This window comes from Pseudomonas lurida (genome assembly GCF_002563895.1).
Classification (GTDB): domain Bacteria; phylum Pseudomonadota; class Gammaproteobacteria; order Pseudomonadales; family Pseudomonadaceae; genus Aquipseudomonas; species Aquipseudomonas lurida.
The window spans coordinates 2,355,259-2,369,833 of record NZ_PDJB01000001.1 but is presented as its reverse complement, the minus strand read 5'-3'; the positions used below and the strand labels follow the sequence as shown (position 1 = coordinate 2,369,833).

Below are 14,575 nucleotides of genomic sequence, written 5' to 3'. Positions count from 1 at the left end.
ATACTCGGTCCAGCCTCTGGGTTCAGCCGGGGGCAAGTCCCACAACAATAATTAAGGACAGCCACCATGACCCAGCCCTTCCTGGCCGCTCGGGATTTTCTGCTCGCTCACCGCACCGACTACGCCACCGCCGTACGGGATTTCCGCTGGCCACAACTGGACGAGTTCAACTGGGCCCTGGACTATTTCGATGCCATGGCCGAGGGCAATGCGGCGAATGCGCTATGGATCGTCGAGGAAGACGGCAGCGAGCAGCGCTACAGCTTCCAGCAACTGGCCGCGCGCTCCAACCAGGTGGCCAACCACCTGCGCGCCCTCGGGGTCAGCCGGGGTGATCGTGTGTTGTTGATGCTCGGGAACGATGTGGCGTTGTGGGACACCATGCTCGCCGCGTTCAAGCTCGGCGCCGTGGTCATTCCCGCCACGGCCCTGCTGAACCCCGACGACCTGCGCGACCGCATCGAGCGCGGACAGGTTCGTCACGTGGTGGTCGGCGAAGCGCATGTGCACAAATTCGCCGGGCTGGCGCAGGGTTGCAGCCGTATCTGCGTGGGTTCGGCACCCCCCGGCTGGGTCGCACACAGCGCGGCCTTTGAATACCCCGAACACTTCGAAGCCGACGGCCGCACCCTGGCCACCGACCCGATGCTGCTGTATTTCACCTCGGGCACCACCTCCAAGCCCAAGATGGTGCTGCACAGCCATCAGAGCTACCCAGTAGGCCACCTGTCGACGATGTATTGGATCGGCCTGCAACCGGGCGACCTGCACCTGAATATCTCGTCGCCAGGCTGGGCCAAGCATGCCTGGAGCTGCCTGTTCGCGCCGTGGAACGCCGGCGCGTGCATCTTTATCCATAACGTCGCGCGGTTCAGCGCCCCGGCCTTGCTGAGTGCGTTGGAACGCTACGGCGTGACCAGCCTGTGCGCGCCGCCAACCGTGTGGCGCATGCTCATCCAGGAAGACCTGGCCAGCTACAAGGCACGCCTGAGCCTGCGCGAACTGGTTGGCGCCGGCGAGCCGCTGAACCCGGAAATCATCGAACAGATCCAACATGCCTGGGGCCTGCCGCTGCGTGACGGTTTCGGCCAATCGGAAACCACGGCCCTGGTGGGCAACACCCCCGGCCAGGTGCTCAAGCCGGGGTCCATGGGCCGCCCGTTGCCGGGCTATCAGGTCGCCTTGCTTGATCCCGATGGCAGCCCCGGCACCGAGGGCGAAGTCGCCCTGCCTTTGGACGTACGCCCGCTCGGCCTGATGTTGTGCTACGAGGACAGCCCGGAAAAAACCGCCGAGGTCATGCGTGACGGTTACTACCGCACCGGCGACACCGCGCAGATCGACGCTGACGGCTACATCACCTTCGTCGGTCGCGCCGACGATGTGTTCAAGGCTTCCGACTACCGCATCAGCCCGTTCGAGCTGGAAAGCGCATTGATCGAACACCCGGCCGTCATGGAAGTGGCCGTGGTGCCGAGCCCCGACCCGTTGCGCCTGGCCGTACCCAAGGCGTTCCTGATCCTGGCCCACGACGAGCCGGGTAGCGCTGAGTTGGCCCAGCATATTCTCGCCTTCGCCCGTGAGCATCTGGCGCCCTACAAACGGGTACGACGTATCGAGTTCGTCACCGAACTGCCCAAGACCATTTCCGGGAAGATTCGGCGGGTGGAGCTGCGCCAGATGGAGGTGCTGCGACGCCAAGGTGATACGCGGGGTGAGCATGAGCACTTCGAGGAAGACTTCGTAAGGCCAACGGCTGATTCGTAGTCGCACAATCCTGTTGAATACTTGCCTGATCCTCCGACTTATCGACTAATGGATAGATAGCCCTTGCGCGCTGGTCTAGAGTTCGACAATAAGCGGCCACTGCGTTCATGACTAAAACAGGCCGCACCTAACGTCGATCAGCAGGTGAGCCATGGAATTACGAATCAACCAACAGGCCTATGAGGTCGATGCCGACGCGGACACGCCATTGCTGTGGGTGATCCGCGATGACCTGGGCCTGACCGGCACCAAATACGGCTGCGGCCTGGCCCAGTGCGGCGCGTGCTCGGTACTGGTGGATGGCAATGTGGTGCGCTCCTGCGTCACGCCGGTGGCTGGGGTGGTCGGGCGTGAAATTACCACCATCGAAGCGATCGAAACCGATGAAGTCGGCAAGCGTGTGGTCGCGGCATGGGTCGAGCGCCAAGTGGCGCAATGCGGCTACTGCCAGTCCGGGCAGGTGATGGCGGCCACTGCGCTGCTCAAGCACACCCCGGCACCCAGCAAGGCGCAGATCGACGCGGCCATGATCAACCTGTGCCGCTGCGGCACGTATAACGCCATCCACGCGGCTGTCGACGACCTGGCCAAGCAGGGGAGCGTCTGATGAACCTCATCAACGAACTGCTCGATACCCCGGTGAACCTGTCGCGTCGCCGCTTTCTGGCGAGCACCGCCGTGGGGGCGCTGGTGATTGGTTTTGGCCTGCCACTGGGCTCGGGCCGGGTGCAAGCCGCCACCACCGCTGAACGCGGCACCCAGGTGCCGGCGTTTCTGGAGATTCGCCCGGACGGCAGCGTGCGCCTGCTCAGCCCCTTCATGGAAGGCGGGCAAGGCACCCACACCGCCATGGCACAGATTGTCGGTGAAGAACTGGATGCCGACCCCGCGACCTTCATCGTCGAGGCCGCCCCGCCCGGCGAAGCCTATGTGGTGATGGAAAACGGTATGCGCATCACCGGCGGCAGCATGTCGGTGCGTATGAGCTACCCAACCATGCGCCGCCTGGGCGCTCTCGCCCGTGCGATGCTGCTGCAGGCCGGCGCCGAACAGTTGGCCGTACCGGTGAGCGAGCTGACTACCCAGCCAGGGCGCGTGGTGCACGCGGCGTCCGGCCGTTCGCTGGGCTACGGTGAGCTGGCCAGTCGCGCCCTGGACATGCCGGTGCCCGATCCAGCCAGCATCACCCTGCGTGACCCTAGCCAGTTCCGCTGGATCGGCAAGCCGGTCAAGCGCCTGGATGCCTACGATAAATCCACCGGCAAGGCGCTCTACAGCATCGACCTGAAAGTCGACAACATGCTCCACGCGGCGGTGCAGCACGCGCCACGCCTGGGCATGACCGTGGGCAGCCTGCGTAACCAGCCGCAGGTCGAAGCCATGAAAGGCGTGCATTCGGTGCACGTGCTGCCGGGTGCCGTGGCGGTGGTGGCTGAACGCTGGTGGCACGCCAAGCGTGCGGTCGAAGCGATCCAGGTCGACTGGCAGGAAGCTGCGGCGGACTCGACATTACGCGTCATGCCGGCAGACTTTTCCAGCGACAAGCACCGTGACTTCCTAGCCGCCCAGCAAGGCCCGGCCCGCGACGACGAGAATGAAGGTGACGTGGCCGCTGCACTCAAAGGCGCCAAGACCCAACTCGAGGCGACCTATCACAACCAATACCTCAACCACGCCCAACTGGAACCGCCGTCGGCGCTGGCGCGCTTCAATCCGGACGGCACCTTGGAGATCTGGCTGCCCAACCAGGCACCGGACATGTTCCGCGCCGACATCGCCAAGCGTACCGGCCTCGACCCTGCAAACATCACCCTGCACTCGCCCTTGCTGGGTGGTTTTTTCGGCCGGCATTTCCTGTACGACTCGGCCAACCCCTACCCGCAAGCCATTGCGCTGGCCAAGGCCGTCGGCCGTCCGGTCAAGCTGATCTGGAGCCGTGAGGAAGAGTTCCTGCGCGATGTGCTGCGCCCATTGGCCGTGGTCAAGTTCCGCGCGGCGCTGGATGACAAAGGCTTGCCGATCGCCATCGAAGCGGTGAGTGCCACTGAAGGTCCGACCGAGGCCCTGGCCGGTAAACAGGGCGATAAAATCGACCCCACGGCCGTCGAAGGTCTGTCGGGCAAGTCCTACGCCATCCCCAACAAACGCATCGCGCAGATCTACGTCAAAGGCGCGCCCATGCTCGGCTACTGGCGCTCGGTGGGCAATTCGCTCAACGACTTTTTCTATGAGTCGTTTCTCGACGAGCTGGCGGACAAAGGCGGTCACGACCCCTACGAGTTGCGCCTGCACCTGCTGCGCGACAACCCACGGCTGACGACCTTGCTGCAGGCGGCGGGTGAACTGTCCGGGGGCTGGAAGCGTGGCCCCTTCACCGCTGAGGACGGCACCCGGCGCGCACGCGGCGTGGCCATGGCCTCGCCGTTCGGCTCGCACACGGCGGCCATTGCCGAGGTGTCCATCGAGGGTGGGAAGGTCAAGGTGCACGATATCTGGCAAGCCATCGACCCGGGCAGCATCGTCAACCCGGCGATTGTCGAGGCGCAAGTCAACGGTGCCGTGGCGTTGGGTTTATCCCAGACGTTGCTGGAAGAAGCGGTGTACGTGGATGGCAAGCCGCGGGCGCGCAACTACGACCTCTATCCGATCCTGGCACCGGCGCAGATGGCGCGAGTGCATGTCCGGGTGGTCGAGAGCGGCGAAAAGATGGGCGGTATCGGCGAGCCTCCGTTGCCCGCCGTGGCACCGGCCGTGGCCAATGCGGTGGCGCAGTTGACGGGCCAGCGTATTCGCAGCCTGCCAATGAGCCGACATACCTTCAGCTGACTCTCAGGAAACGCCCATGAACAACCGTCGATTCGCAAGAACCGCAGGCTGGCTGGCGCTGCCCTGCCTGGTTGCGGCAGGCCTGCTGGCCTGGTACGTCACCCGTGAGCCTGCTACGCCCTTCGAACAGGCGCAGGCCGCCACTCCCTTCGAGCCCGCCGTGGTCAGTCGTGGCGAATACGTCGCCCGCCTCAGCGACTGCGTGGCCTGCCACAGTCTGCCGGGCAAGGCGCCGTTCGCCGGGGGCCTGGAAATGGCCACGCCGCTGGGCGCGATCCACGCCACCAACATCACGCCGGACAAGCAACACGGCATCGGCGCCTACACCTTGGCCGACTTCGACCGCGCGGTGCGCCACGGCGTGGCACCCGGTGGACGCCGCCTGTACCCGGCCATGCCCTACCCGTCTTATGTCAAACTCAGCGACGACGACATCAAAGCGCTGTACGCGTTCTTCATGCAGGGCGTGCAACCGGCCAACCAGCCGAATATCCCCAGTGATATTCCATGGCCGCTCAACCTGCGCTGGCCTATCGCGCTGTGGAACGGCGTGTTCGCCCCGACCGCCAACTATGCGGCCAAACCGAACCAGGACGCGCTGTGGAACCGCGGTGCCTACATCGTCCAAGGCCCCGGCCACTGCGGCAGTTGCCACACGCCGCGCGGGCTGGCCTTCAACGAGAAAGCCCTGGACGAATCCGGTGCGCCGTTCCTTGCCGGCGCCCTGCTCGACGGCTGGTACGCACCCAGCCTGCGCCAGGACCCCAACACCGGGTTGGGACGCTGGGACGAGGCGCAGATCGTGCAGTTCCTCAAGACCGGGCGCAATGCCCATGCGGTGGTCTACGGTTCGATGACCGAAGCGTTCAACAACTCCACGCAGTTCATGCAGGACGACGACCTGGCAGCGATCGCCCGCTACCTCAAGTCACTGCCCGGCGACCCGCAGCGTGACGGCACACCCTGGCAGTACCAGGCGGTGACCGCGAGCCAGGATGCCCCCGGCGCCCACACGTATGCGACCCGCTGCGCCTCCTGCCACGGCCTCGACGGCAAAGGCCAGCCCGAATGGATGCCGCCCTTGGCCGGCGCTACGTCGGCCTTGGCCAAGGAAAGCGCCTCGGCGATCAACATTACCCTCAACGGCTCGCAGCGCGTGGTGGCGGCAGGCGTACCCGACGCCTACCGCATGCCAGCGTTTCGTGAGCAATTGTCCGACCAGGAGATCGCTGAAGTGCTGAGTTACGTGCGCGGCACCTGGGGCAATAACGGCGGTGCGGTGGACGCGAAGGCGGTAGGCAAATTGCGCGGGCATACCGACCCGGCGAGCAGCAGCCCGATTATCTTGCACATGCGCTGAAGCGAAACGAACCTGTGGTGAGCGGGTTAGCCCCGCTCACCGCGACAATCCTTCCACGGTGTCCCTGAATGTGCACGCCTGTGCTTATCGGGCGACGAGCCCCGCATTGAACATCCCTTCAAACCGCGCCTTGTTGGCTGCGTAATACGCGGCCACCGCCTTGTCCGCCGTGCTCTCCCGCGCCTGCATCATCAGCGCTTCCAGGTCGGCCTGGGGGATAGAGAAATGCGCAAAGAAGTACGCCACTTCAGGATGCTCCTGGCTGAAGCCTTTGCGGGCCATGGCGTGGATCTGCTCGGCGCCGCCGAAGATCTGCTTGGGGTCATCCAGGTAGCGCAGCGACCATTTGGAGAACATCCAGTGCGGGCTCCAGGCGTTGATCAGTGACCACTTGTTGCGCTTCAGGTTACGGTCCAGCTCATTGAGCATGCCGCTCTCCGAGGACCCCACCAGCTTGTAACCCGTCAACGCGTAATCTTCCATCGCCTTGACGGTGAGCTTGTACTGGCCGTTGCCGACTTCGGACGTAAAGATCTTGCCGTCGAACTTCTCGCGGATGCCGGGCTTGTTCAGGTCTTCCACACTGGCCACTTCCGCGACCGGCACCGAGGTGGGCACGGCCATGCCGATGCGCCCCTCATACAGCACGCCGAGGTCTTCCAGGCGGTCCTTGTACTTGTCGTAGAACGCCTTGTGGGTACTGGGCAGCCAGACCATCGGGATCAGGTCGATGTTGCCGTTGGCCAGCGCCTGGAACTGAATACCGATGTCGGCCATCACCAGTTTGACCGGTTGCTTGAGGTGTTCCTGCAAGGCGGTACTGGCGAGCTTGACGGTGATTTCCGTGTCGGACCAGTTCACCCAACCGATGCGTACCGGTGGTTTTTCCTCCGCATGGGTCAGTGCAGCACTGGCACCCAGCGCGAGGCCGAGCAGGTAGGCACAGGCTTTTTTCCGATAGCGCACATGAGCATTCATCAGGCGTCCTCCTAGGGGGTGAAGGCGATCTTAGCGACGACTTCAGGCTGTCGCAATAAAAATGTACATGCATGTCGTCAATTATTGACACCTATGTACATTTATCCTAATTTCAGATCGCCAAGCCTGATGTTGCCCACGACGGAGCACCCCCTGATGTCCAGCGATCCCCTGCTGCAGCCTTACAAGATCAAGCACCTGACCCTGCGCAATCGGATCATGACCACCGCCCACGAACCGGCCTACCCGGTGGACGGCATGCCGCAGGCGTTGTATCGCGCCTACCATGTCGAACGCGCCAAGGCCGGGGTGGCGCTGACCATGACAGCCGGTTCTGCTGCGGTGTCGCGTGACAGCCCGCCCGTGTTCAACAACGTGCTGGCGTATAAAGACGAAGTGGTCGGTTGGTTGAAGGACCTGACGGATGAGTGCCACGAACATGGCGCGGCCGTGATGATCCAGCTGACACACCTGGGCCGTCGCACGCGCTGGGACAAGGCGGATTGGTTGCCGGTGGTCTCGCCGTCGCACCGTCGCGAAGCCTCACACCGCTCTTTCCCGAAGAAGATGGAAGACTGGGACATCGAGCGAATCATCAAGGACTATATCGACGCCGCCGAGCGCATGCAGGCGGCCGGCCTGGATGGTCTGGAGCTGCAAGCCTACGGGCATTTGATGGACCAGTTCTGGTCGCCGCTGACCAATGACCTCGACGGCCCATACGGCGGTTCACTGGAAAACCGCATGCGGTTTACCTTCGATATCCTGCGCGGCATTCGCCAGCGGGTCGGTGAAGACTTCCTGCTGGGCGTGCGCTACACCGGCGACGAGGCGTTACCGGGCGGGTTCAACGCCGACGAGGGCCTGCAGGTGTCGCACATGCTCAAGGACAGCGGGCTGGTAGATTTCCTCAACGTGGTGCGTGGGCATATCGATACGGATGCAGGCCTTACCGATGTGATTCCGATCCAGGGCATGCGCAATTCACCGCACCTGGATTTCGCCGGCGAGATTCGTGCATCTACTGGCTTCCCCACCTTCCATGCGGCGAAAATCCCGGACGTTGCCACCGCGCGCTACGCCATCGCCTCGGGCAAGGTGGACATGGTCGGCATGACCCGCGCCCATATGACCGACCCGCATATCGTGCGCAAGATCATCGAGCGGCGCGAGGAGGACATTCGCCCCTGCGTCGGTGCCAATTACTGCCTGGATCGCATCTACCAGGGCGGCGCGGCTTATTGCATCCACAACCCAGCGACTGGCCGCGAGACCAGCATGCCCCATGACATTCCCAAGGCCGTGCACACGCGCAAAGTGCTGATTATCGGCACGGGCCCGGCCGGGCTGGAAGCAGCGCGCGTCGCCGGTGAGCGCGGTCACGACGTCACCGTGCTGGAAGCAGCGGACCGGCCCGGTGGCCAGATCCGCCTGACGGCGCTGAGCGAGCGGCGTCGCGAGATGATCGGCATCATCGATTGGCGTATGGCCCAGTGTGAACGCCTCGGCGTCCGGTTCCACTTCAACACCTGGGCCGAAGCCGAGACGGTGCTGGCCCATGAGCCGGATGTGGTGATCGTCGCCACCGGCGGCATGCCGCACACCGAGGTACTCACCCAGGGCAATGAGCTGGTGGTCTCGACGTGGGACATCATTTCCGGCGACGTCAAACCGGGGCGCCACGTGCTGATATTCGACGATGCGGGCGACCATGCCGCCCTGCAAGCGGCCGAGGTGATTGCACGGAGTGGCGCCACGCTCGAAATCGTCACTCCAGACCGCGCGTTCGCGCCCGAGGTCATGGCCATGAACCTGGTGCCTTACATGCGCAGCCTGCAGGACCTGGACGTGACCTTCACCGTGACGTATCGGGTCGACTCGGTGGAGAAACGCGACGGTCGGCTGCTCGCCCACTTTGGCAGTGACTACGGCAAGGTGCACAAGCAGCGGGTGGTCGACCAGGTTGTGGTCAACCACGGCACGATTCCCCTGGACGACCTGTACTTCGATCTGCGTGGGCATTCCAGCAACGGGGGCGCGGTCGAGCAGCACGATCTGATTGCCGGTAACGCGCAAAACATCGTGACCAACCCGCAGGGTCGCTTCCAACTGTTCCGGATCGGCGACGCGGTGGCCGCACGCAACACCCATGCAGCGATCTACGATGCGTTGCGGTTGGTCAAGGACCTGTAGAAGAACACTGAGAGCTGGTGAGCTTTAGCGAGGCGGCGATAGCGATGGGACAGGCGACGAAAAGGCCAACAGTGCCGCCGCCTTCGCCGCCTCGCTGGGGCTCGACAGCGCCCACCGTTGAGCGTCGTCGTGGCTCACATCCCACCGGCAAAGCAGATCCCTGTGGGAGCCTGGATGTGGCCCGCTTCAGCCAAAAAAGCAGCTCCCATATTTGAGGCAGATCGCGTCCTTGCTTACTCAGTGCTCGTTATCGGCTCTTCAAAGGTGTCGGCCAAGGGTACAAATACACCCGGCGTGGTTTCGGCGTAGCCGAACGCCCCGTAGAAGCGGTCCAGTTCGCGCCGCTTCAGCGCTTTACCGGTGAACACGCTCACATACTGGGGAATACGCCGGAAACGCACGATCACATCCTCGGTTGTTTTCATCGAGATGTAGCCGATCTGGGTGAGGTAGATGGTCCTGGCGCGCACATCGGCGGCTTCGTCATCGTAGCCAAAGCGCCGGAACATGCCGGCCAAGGCATTGATGCGCGTGTCATCGGCCAAGGCGATTTCCGCGCTGACGTCCGCCGATTGCATGGCCCAACTGCGTACGGCGAATTCGAATTGCGAGTCGAACAGCTCCGGGTTCAGCCAGCATTCGAATACGTTGAGAATGGCTTCGGAAATGCTCTCGGCGTAGCGCTCGCACTGGTGCACCAGGTTGCCGGTGTTCTTGTCGCGCCAACGGGCCAGCAAGGCGGCAAGCAATTGCTCGCGGTCTTCATAGAACCAATAGAAGCTGGTACGTGACAAGCCCAATTGCTTGGCCAGCGGCATGACACGCACAGCGTCGATGCCGGACTCTTTCAACGCGGCATAAGCGGCGTCCAGCCATACGTCGACTGAGCCTCGCCAGCCCGAATCCTGGGCCTTGCCTCGCGGTTTTACAGTTTGCGACATCCGGGGGTTACCTTTGGCGGGGAATTACAGGCCACTCTACACCGCAACGTGTGCAGCGCACAGAGAATGTACATCGCCGTACATTCCCTGTGCGCCCTGCTCGCCCCTTGAACACCCCCGCAGGCTTAACGACCTCAAACCTGCACTAACTTGAACGATTGTGCGCTTTTACCTATCCATAAAGCAGGACCCCCAGACACGAGAACGGCTCGTGTCAGTCCTTGTGCGAGCTACGAACCCGGCCCCTCGGCGCCCTTCACATCGCTCGCCTACGACGACCTTGAGGTAAAGGCCATGGCCGCGAACACCCGTGAAGCATCGACACCCTTCGCCCCGGACGAACTCGCCAGAAACGCCGAACTGTTCTACGAAGCGGATCGATTGGAAAAAGACGCCTACGACATCATTGGCACCAGCCTGGCGAATGCCGACGCATGGCTGCGTTTCACCGAGGCAAAACGGGTGGCGGACACGAAACGCACCGAGGCGTATCAGGACCTGATGCGCATCCGGCGCAGCACGCTAGGTTCGAGGTCCAGCCAAGCGCTGTTCAATGACCGATGATGCACGCCTGCGCGCTGTCCATCTGAAAGAGTAGCCAGCCACCCAAACCCCGACTTTACTTGTCGGGATGTCGTGCGCCGCAACAATTGAACCCTGTGACAGGGGCGTCGGTCATACGGCGGCTTGGTCACTCCTCTAACTCGTCTATGGAAGCTGCAGTGAAAAACCTGACTCGTGCAGAACTGGAGGCGCAAGTCCTGCATTTGCGTGCCCTGCTGGAAGGCGCAGGCATTGACCCGTTGTCAGGCGCTGTGGGCATTGGCGCGGCGCAGCGCTGTATGGAAGAAACGCAGGCGGGCTATCGCCAGGCGATGCTCGACCTGTCCAGCATGCGTATTGAGCACACCGCACTGCGCCAGAGTGAGGAACGCTTTCGCACGATCCTGGAGACTGTCGAATCGGCATTTGCCATCGTCAAGGTCAAGTTCGACGCCGATGACCAACCGATTGACTACCTGTTCGTCGAAGCCAACCCGGCCTTCGAGCACCAGGCCGGGGTCGACCTGCGCGGCAAGTGGGTCACCGAGTTCGCCCCAGACCTGGAGCAATTCTGGTTCGACACCTACGGGCACGTAGCGAAGACCGGTGAACCGGCGACCTTCGAAAACTACGCCGAAGCCTTCAAGCGTTGGTTCGATGTACGCGCCGTGCGCGTCGGCGATCCCAGTGACCGGCAGATCGCGATCATCTTCAGCGATGTCACCGAACGCCGTAACGCCGAGGAGCGCCTGCGCATCAGCGAGGCCGTGGCACGGCAAAACGTGGAGCGCGTGCAACTGGCGCTGGCTGCCGGCGCGATCATTGGCACCTGGCACTGGGACATTCCCAGCGACCGCTTCAGCATCGACGAAGCCTTCGCCCGCGCCTTTGGCGTAGACCCGGCGTGGGGCCATGAGGGCCTGAGCCTGGCGCAAGTGATGAAGTCGGTGCACCCCGAAGACCAGGCCGGGCTGACCACTGCGATCCATGCGGCGATTGCCCGTGGTGGCGCCTATGCGCACCAGTACCGCGTGCGTCGCAATGACGGTCAATATTATTGGATCGAGGCCAATGGGCGGGTTGACCTCGCCGAAGATGGCACCCCATTGACGCTGCCCGGCGTGGTCATCGACGTGGAGAGTCGCCGCTCTGTCGAGGCCGAGCGCGACCGTGCGACTGCCGCACTGCGCGCCCTGAATGAAACCCTCGAACAACGCGTGGCCGAGCGCACCGTCGAGCTGATCCAGGCCGAAGAAAAACTGCGTCAGTCGCAGAAAATGGAAGCGGTCGGCCAATTGACCGGCGGTCTCGCCCACGACTTCAACAACCTGCTGGCAGGCATCTCCGGCGCGTTGGAACTGACCGCGCTGCGCATTGCGCAAGGGCGCTGGCAGGAAGTCGACAAGTACATCACCACCGCGCAAGGCGCCGCCAAGCGTGCGGCGGCGTTGACCCACCGTTTGCTGGCGTTCTCGCGCCGCCAGACCCTGGACCCACGACCAACCGATGTGAACGTGCTGGTGGACGGCATGGGCGAGCTTATCCAACGCACGGTGGGGCCCAGCATCACGGTCGAAACCCTCGGTGTCAGCGGTGTATGGCTGACACTGGTCGACGCCAGCCAACTGGAAAACGCCTTGTTGAACCTGTGCATCAACGCTCGGGATGCCATGCCCCACGGTGGGCGTATCACCATCGAGACGGCCCCTGTGTGGGTCGATGCCGCAACTGCCAGCGCCCATGACTTGACGCCAGGGGAATACCTGACGCTGACCGTCAGCGACACCGGCACCGGCATGACGCCCGAGGTCATGGCCAAGGCGTTCGATCCTTTCTTTACCACCAAGCCCATCGGCCAGGGTACCGGGCTGGGGCTGTCGATGATCTATGGGTTCGCCAAGCAATCCGGCGGGCAGGCACGGATTGCGTCGCACGTCGGGCGCGGCACTGCCATCAGCCTCTACCTGCCGCGCTACCAAGGGCGCGCCATTGAGGCCGCGCCCGAACTGGGCAGTGCCTGCGCGATCCCGGCCGAGCGCGGCGAGACCATCCTGATCGTGGACGATGAACCCAGCGTGCGCACACTGTTGATGGATGTGCTGGGCGGCCTCGACTACAGCCTGATCGAAGCGAGTGACAGTATTACCGGCCTCAAGATCCTGCGCTCTGATGTGCATATCGATCTGTTGATCACCGATGTGGGCCTGCCCGGCGGGATGAACGGTCGCCAGATGGCCGACGCGGGCCGGGAAATGCGGCCTACGCTGAAAACCCTCTTCATCACCGGCTATGCCGAAAGCACCATCATCGGCGACAACAGCCTCGGTCCGGGCATGCAGGTGTTGACCAAACCGTTTGCGATAGACACGTTGACGACGCGGGTAAGGGAGTTGATCGAGTCGTGACTATCCGCCCTGTTTAGCTGCAGGATGAAAAGACATTTGGGTACCCCTGCTCAACGCTTATCTCACCAGCAACGCCTCGTGGATCTCAATCACTGGTACCCCTGTCTCCTTGCGCGCAGTGTCCAGCCAGGCTCGGGTACCGGCGATGTCGAAAATCTGCCCCTGGTCCATCAATGCAAGAATCAGCTCGTCCGAAATGCGATAACGCCCGCAGTCCGGACAGTCTCGTTCTTCCCACGGGCCGTCGCACATCACGCGATCAGCAGCTGCCACACAGATCAGGCAATTCATCTCGATCACCCTTTTGTTGTTGTAAACGGTTTGGCCCAGGCGATTCGAGACTGCCTGGGCCACCGCGCATCACTTGCTGTCGTCCGCCTTGCCTTCTTGCATCTGCACAGACGACTGGGTTCCACTGGTGTTGTCTTTGGTGGTGTTATCGGCGCTGTCAAAGCATCCATGCAGCATGAATACACTGCACAACCCCAGGCACATCCATAACGTTTTCATGATCGTTCACCTGCTGACGATAGTGTTCATTGCGCGATCCAGAGACAAGACGAAAAGGAATTTTCGTCAGCGCATGGTTTATCTGGCCAAGGGAACCCACCGGACGTTCAAGAAATCCGCTTCAAGGCTGACCAGCGGTATGAGGAGGCTGACACGCGGATCGCATTGGGATTTTGCCTGTGCTTGATGAGGAGGTGATTCACTGTGCACGCCTGACAGCAGGGCAAGCGCATTCCAATTATTGCATCGCTTCAAACTCGCGGTGACAGGGCGCACCGCTCACCTGAATGGAACGATACGGCGCCAGGGGCTCTCTATTCAAAAGACCGCCAACTGCCGGAATGAACGCAACGCGTTTGCCAGAGAATCAATGCGGATACGTCCGCCCCTCATCCATATAAGGCCAGCCATCATGTCCTACGATTATCAGGGTATCGCCAGTGTCATCACTGCATCTCGCCACCTGGGAACACGCTCGGATGAATGCCTTAACGACTCGGTAAACATCCAACTGACCAGCAGCGGCAAGCCGACGATTGCGCGTTTGAATTTCGACACGCCACTTCAGTGGCCCGCCCACCCCAACTTTGTCGCGGTCAACCTGCCGGACGGTTCATCGGTGGGTGGGGTGATCGCCGAAATTGAAAAATCGACCGAGGGTCCTGGCTGGGTAACGTTTACCGTAGATGACTGACGCTTCAAGCCGGCTTGCCGCTGCTCGACACCTGACCGCGACCTCTTGGAGCCCCTTCTTCGGGGCTCTTTTTATTCCCCTCTGCGCGGCAAGCGCTGGGGCCATCAAGCATAGTCAAGCGGAGCTGTCTTCGTCAGCCTAAAACCCGTGTTTTGACAGCAAAAACACCTGTAAAAAAAATATTTCACGCAGGCCCAAACCGCTTTCTACACTCACCTCAAAGGCCCCTGTTTAGCTTGCTCCAGACACCCAGGCAGGATCGCGCCCGCCCCACATAATCAGTCGTTTTTTCGCAACAGAGGACGAGGCTCATGCCATCAAGCAAAGGGGTTTCACGGCTGATTTGTGTGTTGTGGTC

12 protein-coding genes are annotated in these 14,575 nt (G+C 62.4%); 8 read left to right on the top strand and 4 right to left on the bottom strand.

Going from position 1 to position 14,575, the window contains the following annotated elements; translation table 11 throughout:
* Window positions 1–66 precede the first annotated feature (66 nt).
* From ATH90_RS10885 to ATH90_RS10870, 4 genes are all read left to right on the top strand, one after another.
* Window positions 67–1,767 carry an AMP-binding protein gene (locus tag ATH90_RS10885; protein WP_098466233.1) on the top strand — a complete coding sequence of 567 codons (1,701 nt, stop codon included), beginning with the start codon at window positions 67–69 and terminating at the stop codon, window positions 1,765–1,767.
* A 151-nt stretch (window positions 1,768–1,918) separates the two neighbouring features.
* Window positions 1,919–2,374, top strand: a complete 456-nt coding sequence (locus ATH90_RS10880) for a (2Fe-2S)-binding protein (RefSeq protein WP_034103787.1) — start codon at window positions 1,919–1,921, stop codon at window positions 2,372–2,374.
* Complete coding sequence (locus ATH90_RS10875; RefSeq protein WP_098466232.1) at window positions 2,374–4,593, top strand: xanthine dehydrogenase family protein molybdopterin-binding subunit; 2,220 nt, start codon at window positions 2,374–2,376, stop codon at window positions 4,591–4,593. The genes ATH90_RS10880 and ATH90_RS10875 overlap by 1 nt, the downstream gene beginning before the upstream one ends.
* A 16-nt stretch (window positions 4,594–4,609) precedes the next feature.
* Window positions 4,610–5,953, top strand: a complete 1,344-nt coding sequence (locus tag ATH90_RS10870; RefSeq protein ID WP_098466231.1) for a c-type cytochrome — start codon at window positions 4,610–4,612, stop codon at window positions 5,951–5,953.
* A gap of 84 nt (window positions 5,954–6,037) precedes the next feature.
* On the opposite strand, the gene ATH90_RS10865 is transcribed toward ATH90_RS10870, so the two are convergent.
* Window positions 6,038–6,931, bottom strand: a complete 894-nt coding sequence (locus ATH90_RS10865; RefSeq protein WP_069023013.1) for a glycine betaine ABC transporter substrate-binding protein — start codon at window positions 6,929–6,931, stop codon at window positions 6,038–6,040.
* A 156-nt stretch (window positions 6,932–7,087) separates the two neighbouring features.
* Between ATH90_RS10865 and ATH90_RS10860 the strand changes: the two genes are divergently transcribed.
* Window positions 7,088–9,124: an NADH:flavin oxidoreductase gene (locus tag ATH90_RS10860; protein WP_034103779.1), complete on the top strand. Its 2,037-nt coding sequence runs from the start codon at window positions 7,088–7,090 to the stop codon at window positions 9,122–9,124.
* A gap of 233 nt (window positions 9,125–9,357) precedes the next feature.
* Here ATH90_RS10860 and ATH90_RS10855 read toward each other — a convergent pair whose 3' ends face one another.
* A complete protein-coding gene (locus tag ATH90_RS10855; RefSeq protein WP_069023009.1) occupies window positions 9,358–10,065 on the bottom strand; it encodes a TetR/AcrR family transcriptional regulator in 708 nt (235 codons plus the stop codon).
* Window positions 10,066–10,359: 294 nt separating this feature from the next.
* Between ATH90_RS10855 and ATH90_RS10850 the strand changes: the two genes are divergently transcribed.
* Together ATH90_RS10850 and ATH90_RS10845 are read left to right on the top strand one after the other, a co-directional pair.
* Entirely contained in the window at window positions 10,360–10,629 is a 270-nt protein-coding gene (locus ATH90_RS10850) for a hypothetical protein (protein ID WP_098466230.1), read from the top strand.
* 278 nt (window positions 10,630–10,907) lie between these two features.
* Window positions 10,908–13,013 carry an ATP-binding protein gene (locus ATH90_RS10845; RefSeq protein WP_244906013.1) on the top strand — a complete coding sequence of 702 codons (2,106 nt, stop codon included), beginning with the start codon at window positions 10,908–10,910 and terminating at the stop codon, window positions 13,011–13,013.
* A gap of 57 nt (window positions 13,014–13,070) precedes the next feature.
* On the opposite strand, the gene ATH90_RS10840 is transcribed toward ATH90_RS10845, so the two are convergent.
* Together ATH90_RS10840 and ATH90_RS29355 are read right to left on the bottom strand one after the other, a co-directional pair.
* Entirely contained in the window at window positions 13,071–13,304 is a 234-nt protein-coding gene (locus ATH90_RS10840) for a hypothetical protein (protein ID WP_034104243.1), read from the bottom strand.
* Window positions 13,305–13,373: 69 nt separating this feature from the next.
* Window positions 13,374–13,523 (bottom strand): hypothetical protein, encoded by a 150-nt coding sequence (locus ATH90_RS29355; RefSeq protein ID WP_164403648.1) that lies wholly within the window; start codon window positions 13,521–13,523, stop codon window positions 13,374–13,376.
* 412 nt (window positions 13,524–13,935) lie between these two features.
* Between ATH90_RS29355 and ATH90_RS10835 the strand changes: the two genes are divergently transcribed.
* Entirely contained in the window at window positions 13,936–14,217 is a 282-nt protein-coding gene (locus tag ATH90_RS10835; protein WP_034103773.1) for a hypothetical protein, read from the top strand.
* Window positions 14,218–14,575: the final 358 nt, after the last annotated feature.

Excerpts from the sequence above, each read along its gene's own strand:
- ATH90_RS10875 (WP_098466232.1), top strand. The coding sequence starts at position 2,374 with ATGAACCTCATCAACGAACTGCTCGATACCCCGGTGAACCTGTCGCGT.
- ATH90_RS10865 (WP_069023013.1), bottom strand. The coding sequence starts at position 6,931 with ATGAATGCTCATGTGCGCTATCGGAAAAAAGCCTGTGCCTACCTGCTC.
- ATH90_RS10880 (WP_034103787.1), top strand. The coding sequence starts at position 1,919 with ATGGAATTACGAATCAACCAACAGGCCTATGAGGTCGATGCCGACGCG.
- ATH90_RS10885 (WP_098466233.1), top strand. The coding sequence starts at position 67 with ATGACCCAGCCCTTCCTGGCCGCTCGGGATTTTCTGCTCGCTCACCGC.
- ATH90_RS10850 (WP_098466230.1), top strand. The coding sequence starts at position 10,360 with ATGGCCGCGAACACCCGTGAAGCATCGACACCCTTCGCCCCGGACGAA.
- ATH90_RS10835 (WP_034103773.1), top strand. The coding sequence starts at position 13,936 with ATGTCCTACGATTATCAGGGTATCGCCAGTGTCATCACTGCATCTCGC.
- ATH90_RS10870 (WP_098466231.1), top strand. The coding sequence starts at position 4,610 with ATGAACAACCGTCGATTCGCAAGAACCGCAGGCTGGCTGGCGCTGCCC.
- ATH90_RS10860 (WP_034103779.1), top strand. The coding sequence starts at position 7,088 with ATGTCCAGCGATCCCCTGCTGCAGCCTTACAAGATCAAGCACCTGACC.
- ATH90_RS10840 (WP_034104243.1), bottom strand. The coding sequence starts at position 13,304 with ATGAATTGCCTGATCTGTGTGGCAGCTGCTGATCGCGTGATGTGCGAC.
- ATH90_RS29355 (WP_164403648.1), bottom strand. The coding sequence starts at position 13,523 with ATGAAAACGTTATGGATGTGCCTGGGGTTGTGCAGTGTATTCATGCTG.
- ATH90_RS10855 (WP_069023009.1), bottom strand. The coding sequence starts at position 10,065 with ATGTCGCAAACTGTAAAACCGCGAGGCAAGGCCCAGGATTCGGGCTGG.
- ATH90_RS10845 (WP_244906013.1), top strand. The coding sequence starts at position 10,908 with ATGGAAGAAACGCAGGCGGGCTATCGCCAGGCGATGCTCGACCTGTCC.